Origin of the sequence: Bradyrhizobium sp. MOS001 (assembly GCF_004634465.1) — a bacterium.
GTDB classification, from domain to species: domain Bacteria; phylum Pseudomonadota; class Alphaproteobacteria; order Rhizobiales; family Xanthobacteraceae; genus Bradyrhizobium; species Bradyrhizobium barranii.
The window spans coordinates 1-5248 of sequence record NZ_SPVJ01000110.1 but is presented as its reverse complement, the minus strand read 5'-3'; the positions used below and the strand labels follow the sequence as shown (position 1 = coordinate 5248).

The 5248-nt window shown below is 57.7% G+C and carries 8 protein-coding genes; 2 read left to right on the top strand and 6 right to left on the bottom strand.

Annotated elements, in window-relative coordinates:
* Positions 1–60 precede the first annotated feature (60 nt).
* The 5 genes from CT676_RS44675 to CT676_RS45915 form a co-directional block, all read right to left on the bottom strand.
* Positions 61–237 (bottom strand): hypothetical protein, encoded by a 177-nt coding sequence (locus CT676_RS44675; protein WP_166086818.1) that lies wholly within the window; start codon positions 235–237, stop codon positions 61–63.
* A gap of 201 nt (positions 238–438) precedes the next feature.
* On the bottom strand, positions 439–627 hold the full coding sequence (locus CT676_RS42900) for a hypothetical protein (protein ID WP_084795023.1): 189 nt from the start codon (positions 625–627) through the stop codon (positions 439–441).
* Positions 624–830: a hypothetical protein gene (locus tag CT676_RS42895; protein ID WP_084795024.1), complete on the bottom strand. Its 207-nt coding sequence runs from the start codon at positions 828–830 to the stop codon at positions 624–626. The genes CT676_RS42900 and CT676_RS42895 overlap by 4 nt, the downstream gene beginning before the upstream one ends.
* 533 nt (positions 831–1363) lie before the next feature.
* Positions 1364–1657, bottom strand: a complete 294-nt coding sequence (locus CT676_RS45920; RefSeq protein WP_084795025.1) for an HdeA/HdeB family chaperone — start codon at positions 1655–1657, stop codon at positions 1364–1366.
* Positions 1658–1682: 25 nt separating this feature from the next.
* The gene (locus tag CT676_RS45915; protein ID WP_223153946.1) at positions 1683–1967 is read right to left on the bottom strand and encodes an HdeA/HdeB family chaperone; all 285 of its coding nucleotides are present in this window, start codon (positions 1965–1967) and stop codon (positions 1683–1685) included.
* 730 nt (positions 1968–2697) lie between these two features.
* Between CT676_RS45915 and CT676_RS44670 the strand changes: the two genes are divergently transcribed.
* On the top strand, positions 2698–3087 hold the full coding sequence (locus tag CT676_RS44670; protein WP_157790253.1) for a nuclear transport factor 2 family protein: 390 nt from the start codon (positions 2698–2700) through the stop codon (positions 3085–3087).
* Positions 3088–4031: 944 nt separating this feature from the next.
* On the opposite strand, the gene CT676_RS46210 is transcribed toward CT676_RS44670, so the two are convergent.
* Positions 4032–4166, bottom strand: a complete 135-nt coding sequence (locus tag CT676_RS46210; protein WP_256376473.1) for a hypothetical protein — start codon at positions 4164–4166, stop codon at positions 4032–4034.
* A gap of 306 nt (positions 4167–4472) precedes the next feature.
* Between CT676_RS46210 and CT676_RS42870 the strand changes: the two genes are divergently transcribed.
* On the top strand, positions 4473–4730 hold the full coding sequence (locus CT676_RS42870) for a hypothetical protein (protein WP_028154361.1): 258 nt from the start codon (positions 4473–4475) through the stop codon (positions 4728–4730).
* Positions 4731–5248: the final 518 nt, after the last annotated feature.

The following is a 5248-nucleotide window of genomic DNA, read 5'->3' as shown; positions in this document are numbered from 1 at the left end:
CGCCTGTCGCCGTTGCGGTGACGTGCTGCCGCGCTCGACGGGTGATGAGGCGACGCCGCGCTAAGGGTTCTCCTCGCTGTGTTCTTCGAGCAGCTTCCGGGTAGCCTTGATGCGGGCGGAGACGTTCTGAAGCGTTGCGTCCGAACTGATACCTTGCGAATGCAGGAGCATCCACAGGGCTTCGGCAAGGATGACTTGATTTTCTAAAATGGCGCGTTGGATTTTATCCATCATCATCCATGCTCCGTTGGTTGCCGTCCGCTGTCGGTCGCCTGTCCGCGCCGTGATGCTGGCGCGGTCGAGCGCGCGGCTTCGATCAAGTTGCAGATTTTGCGCTTTTGTCCCAAGAACAGAACTGCGCTTGCGTTGCGCGGCGGCTGACGATGGTGACGCGGTGGCGCTGCCGGTGCGAGCCGCTGCCCGTGGGCACTGAGGGCGTTACGCCCGCTTCGCCGTCTTGGAAGCTTCGATCATCGCAAGCTCAACATGATCGGCAAGGCTGGTCAGATGCAGGGCCAACATATCGAACATTTCCCGCTTGGTCGGGACAGTGGCAAGATCGCGGATTAGCGCGGCCTCAGCAGCATCCTTCCGAAGCTTTTCAAGAGCCGCTTGATAATCCCTCATGGAGTTGCTTTGGGCGGCCGCTGGGCGGTTGACCCTAAGCTTTCGTTCAGCCAGTCCGCCGTATCGGCCCCGGACGCCTTGCGGAGCAGTTTGTCTTTTTCTGCCCCGGGGGGAAGAAGCGCCGCAACTTCGCGCGCCGTCTTGGCGAATGACGCAAGACGATCTTGCAGCGGCACTTGTTGCTTGAAACGACGCCGTTTCATGGCGCGCTCCTTTCTTCAAGAGGAAGGCGGGAAGCGCAACCGGCGTTCACATCACCGATAAGAGCCTATGACCGGGCGGTGATGCAGGACCAACACTCTTCGAGCAAGTCTGTTCCGGGCCCGCTCAGTCAAAGAGGACCGGGGCCATGACCAATCGGTCGTCAGGGTCCTGTGGAGGGCGCGAGTTCCTGCGGGGACCGCGCGACGGCCCCGCGCAAGCGTGTTTGCAATCGCGCAATCCCGGCTTTATTTATGCGAATTGGTACACAAATTCCGTGTGTGCCGATTGGCCATAAGCAGGCCGCAAACTGCGAATGTTTAATGCCCGCTTCAGCCGCGTGAGCGGACATTATCAGCCAAGTCTGTCGAGTCCGAAAGGGGCCAACAAAAGGAGACGTATTGAAGCACGCGCGGTTATGCGCGCAACAATGAGGCGGTTGCGCAGTTCCAGTGGCCCGTTCAACTCTCGGTCGAGGAGTGGCAATGTGGCCGGCCAAGACTCCGGCCGCGACGCCGCCGTCGGGGCCCACAACCTAGCTGGCGCTTTTTTGAATGGCGGTTGGCAGCGTTTCGGATTTGTGCTTTTTGCAATAGGCGACAACTTTTTCGGAATTCTTTTGCAGGCGGTCGTAGTCCAAAACATTGTTATTTGCAGCCGCGTTATAGTAGCCGCTCATGAAATACCTTACGAAATCTCGGTCTGCTGAACCGTATCCTAGCCAATTTCCGCAAGTGATCTTGTTCATGTCCAGCTTGATCTGAGCCGCGGCTGGCGCTGATGCCGCGCCTATCAAAATCACAGAAACGACAAGAGCCCTGCATTTCATAGCGATCCTCCAAAGTCCCGAGCCGTCAATTTTTGCCTACCGATTGTTGCAAGCCATACATAACGCTTTCCGCCGGATGGTATTGGCACCATGCCTTTACGTTGGCGATATTTTGTTGATGCAAAGCAAGGTCCACAAAGGTCCTGTTGTTCTGATAACTGAACCAACCGCTCATCCAGGCAGAAAACTTATCTGACTGTGACTGCGGCATAGCAAGATATTGGCTACATATGATCTTGCCCATATCAATGGTTACCTGCGCATTCGCAACGATTGGAATTAAAGAGACAGCAAACGTCAGACTGATCAATCTACATCTCATCGAGGTTGTCCTTGATGCTGATCTACAGGGATCTGGAGAGGGCTGCCACTACAAGGACGCAAGAAAACGAAGTCTCGCGCCGCTCATGTTGATCTAAATCAACAGAAGTCCGCTTGGGGTCATTCGCGTCGTTTTGACCCTGCGCTGACTACTTCCGGTTTCCATCCAACACCGGACATATCGTTGCACTAGGTCGCGGTCACTTGCCCTGCTGCTTGATCGCCCACAGCCGATAGGCTTCGGCCTCGTAGGCGTCCCGCTCTGTCGGCGGCGGGATCAGCTTCGCGCCTTCGCTGCGGAAGTGATCGAGGCCGCGCCCGAGCGCCTTGCGAAGATCTCGGCGCGCGCGCCAAGCTTACAGCCCATCGTGTGCCTCATCGCCGCTCCGCCGTCGCCGCTCTTTGCGCCTGCCACGTTCGGATTGAACGGAGTTGCGCGAGGTCGTCCGGGTCCTGTGAGGCGTGTAGAAAACGCGGGGACCGCGCGACGCCGGGAGGTCTGGATATTTGCTGCGAGAAAAACCGTTGTTGCAGTTGCAGGCGAAGGCGAACGTCCGCCTTGGTCTGACAGCGACGAACTTTCGCTCCGTATGAAAATGACGCTGGGCCCAAGAGGAGACATTTCGAGGCGACCGATTGGTTGCTATATTCGGGCTTTGTACTTCACCGTGACTACGATTAGTCCCGTAGGAGTGCTAACCCTTTTAGGGGAGACAACAATGGGCGATTTGAATTCGGTGATTATCCGCAAGGCCTACGAAGACTTTGCGATAGGAAGCATCCCCTCGGTTTTCGCGGTTTTCGACGCCGGCATCACATGGCACGTTCCCGGTCATAGTCCCCTATCAGGCGACTATACCGGTCACGATCAGGTCGGAGGCTTCTTTCAACGCACGATGGAGCTTTCGGGAGGCGCGTTCAGCATGGATGTGCACAATGTGCTGGCTGAAGACGATCTCGTTGTCGCCTTGGTTACCGTGAACGCAGAACGAAACGGGCTGTCCGCGTCGTTTCCGGAGATCCACGTCTGGCAGATGAAGAACGGAAAGGCGACCGACTTCCGCGAGTATCAAGGCGATGAGCAGCGGGAGGACCAATTCTGGTCTTGAGACGCCGTCATTTCCTCAAGCGATAGACGGCACAATGAGGGCGACGCTAAGATCGACGATCCTTCAAAAGCGGCGCGGCGCAACAGGAATGGCTGATGTCCGAGACCGTCACCGTTGATTGCCCTCATCGCCAAAGGGCTACGACTGTCAGCGCGTCGGGCCAATGACGCTGCACCTCGATTGCAGCCGGGCCTACATCGGCAAGGCGGCAAGGTGACGGCTTCCCGCTAGATCAGAGCCGCGTGGCTTACTTGCGATACCTGCGGCGGGAGCGGCGGCAATCGTCGCGCAGTGAAGCCGATGCTGCGCACGTCGCGGCAATGAAAGCGTGTTTTCGAGAACGCTGCAATCTCCTCATGCTGTTGCCGAAAGGCAACTGATTTATTGTTCTTCGTTGAACTGTTCCATTTTGCGTTTACGCCGCAACAAACAGTTCTAGATTTGCGGTCTCCGGGCTGGGGCGTGTTTTACAACAGCGAATTTTCGAACCCGGAGGCTTTTCGAAATGATTTTGGAATTTCTCGCAATTCTTTCTCTCGTTCAGTTCGCCAACATGATTTCGCGACTGATCGGTCGGCGGCATGACGTACTCTCCTACGTTTCAAGATCAGGTCCTCACCGGTAAGCGTGGCTAAAGCGTCACAAAAGCGAAAGCGGGATGGCCGCTCCGCCCGTGGCACAGTCTGGCTCTGATCGTCTGCTACTTGAAGAGTTTGAGCTGCCTTGTGTCGGGGGCCTCCTTGAGGGGCGCGGTGGTGGCGTGAGTGTTCTGGTCGTCTCTCGAATGAGCTACTCGCTCGTTCTGGTAGAACCCAAGGGGACATATCCCCAGCTTCCGGACTGAGGCTCAAGCCACCAATGCTGACCTGCATTTGAATACCGACGCAATTCGAGATCGGTCAGTTGCAGAAGCCGCCATGGTAAGATCGCTCGTCACTTCCCGCTCACTGGGACCAATCCATATAGAGCGTGATGCCGATCATGATCAGCGAGCCGATCGCGACCGCCACCGGGCAGATAAACGGCAACTCCTCCAGAACGCCGACAACGACCGCCCGAACGCGGAGACTTCTCTTCATGTGCGCAAAGCGCGAGCCTGCCGCACCCATCGGACATCCCCGTTTGGCCCCCAGCAGCAGCGGTCTCACTCTTCAGCATCAAGTGATCTTCGGCTATCGCCCATTCGGATGTATCCGTGAGTGAAGGTGAAGGAACTCTTGCTAGTCCGTTGGTGACGTGTGTTGCCGAGGCGGGCTCAGGAGGGAATGAGCGAGCAGATTGCGCCCGTTGACCAGCCACGCAGGTTTGATTGAACATCGCGCACACCGTGGCCGTTGATGGCATCCCTGATGGTACGCCGTTCGAACGACTGGGAATATCGCACCATGTGGAACTGGATGATGCTAGGGCTAGAAAGCAATCGCGTGATCGGACTTCGGATCGCGAAGCTGATGCGCGGCGGCAAAGCGGCTCAACGAGAAGCCCAGCGCATGGTGAGTGAAAAGGTCTTGGCGGCGGCGAAGGCCGGTACAAGCCTGATGGCTGGCGCATCTGGAAACAAGATTGTTGAGCAGTATCGAAGAAAGGTGGCGGCAAACGCCAAACGGCTCAGCAGCAAACGGATACGGCGCAGACGAAAATGACGCGGGCCTCTCGGACACTTGCTCTGCTGCTTGATCGCCCACAGCCGGTAGGCTTCGTCCTCGTAAGGATCGTCGCGGTCGGTGGCGGGATCAACCTCGCGCCTTCCTTGCGGAAGTGTTCGAGACCGCGGCCCAGCTTCTCCCGGCGAGTGTGTGTTGATCGTTGGCCCGGTCGGGATCGTCGGCGCGTAGTCCTCAAGCAAGGATCGAAGCCGATGGCGGCAGCGAAGTGGTAGCCCGCGCGGGACTTCGGCGCGCACGCCATCATGCGGATCGCGATGCCCCACCATCAGGCGGGCTTCGCCGATCGATAGCGCTCCCTCGACTTGCGCCAATGCCGTCGCGACGAAGGGGGCGACGTGCGGCGCGGGCAATGGTTGTCAATCGGCCCTTTAATTGCGGTTTGTTGTCAAGCTACTATTCTTCCTCTCTCCAGTGACACGCCGGTAGCGATTGCTCCGTCGGAGCTGGTCAGGTTGCGGAGACGGAGCGATCGCGGATGGCGAGACGATTGCCTA